The following is a 1,079-nucleotide window of genomic DNA, read 5'->3' as shown; positions in this document are numbered from 1 at the left end:
CAAGAGTCGAAGCCTCCATTGTGAATCCCAGTACAGGATACTTCGTTGTTGATCCGAAAATTCCCTGTTGGGAAACTTCAAGAATTACTCGGACACGCTCCTAGTAGAAATATGAATATTGCCGAGCAATCTGGATAGTACGGATGGTGCGGTGTACAGTGTCTATTTTGTTTTTCGTTCTGATATCTAGTGATTGACACTTTTCATTTCATGTTTTTGTAAGCGGTTACCGGTTGATTTGTATAAGGGGGTTGATTCGAATGAAAAAACAGGCGAAAAAAGTGGCAAAGATCTCGATGATTGCCGGTTCAGCAGTACTTCTGGTATCTGGGTGTGCACAAGGCGCAAGCGGTGGCGGATCGTCCAATCAAAGCGGTGGTACGACCAAAGCGACAGGCACCATCAGCTATGCAGGTGGCTGGGCGACCAATGGTGTCGTCAATCCATTCGGAACAAATAACATCATCCAGAATGACCTGAGTTATGTGCCGTTGGCTTGGTACAAGTACACCGGAAATTATGATTACTGGAAAGTGCTGGCAACCAGTTGGAAGATGAGCAAGGACGGTAAGACGTTCACGGTGAACATCAACCCGAAGGCCAAGTGGTCAGACGGTTCGGCGCTGACGGCAGAAGACGTGTACGTGACGTTCGAACTACAATTGCTGACGGGCGCAGCCGAGGGCTGGGGTCTCAATGGCATGAAAATCGTGAATGACCATACCATCGAATTCACACGCGACCCGAAGACGTTATACAGCACAGTGATGTTTGAGCGTCAGATTTTGAACAACGTGGAAATCTTACCGGCGAAGGTGTTCAAGCAATACATCCCGTCTGATATCTGGACATTGACCAAGGAATGGAACGGCGATCCGAACGCGGCATCGACGAAGGCGGCAACATCGAAACTGACACAAGCAGCGACGAAGGCGCAAAGTGTCAACATGAAGGCATCGGATCTGATTTACAATGGACCGTGGTCGTTGGTGCGGACAAGCTCATCACAGGAGTTGTACCAAAAGAATCCAAATTACTTATATGCGAACAATGTGACAGCGGCGAAGGTCGTGGCGATT

The 1,079-nt window shown here is 48.4% G+C and carries 1 protein-coding gene; it reads left to right on the top strand.

The genetic code is table 11. The features are described from left to right. Nucleotides 1-260: 260 nt before the first annotated feature. A partial coding sequence (locus tag ACFSB2_RS23125) for an ABC transporter substrate-binding protein (protein ID WP_377945445.1) occupies nt 261-1,079 on the top strand: 819 nt, incomplete at its 3' end.

It is taken from the genome of Alicyclobacillus fodiniaquatilis (assembly GCF_042678105.1).
GTDB classification, from domain to species: domain Bacteria; phylum Bacillota; class Bacilli; order Alicyclobacillales; family Alicyclobacillaceae; genus Alicyclobacillus; species Alicyclobacillus fodiniaquatilis.
The sequence above is the reverse complement of the archived record's forward strand: the minus strand, read 5'-3'. Positions and strand labels throughout refer to the sequence as shown.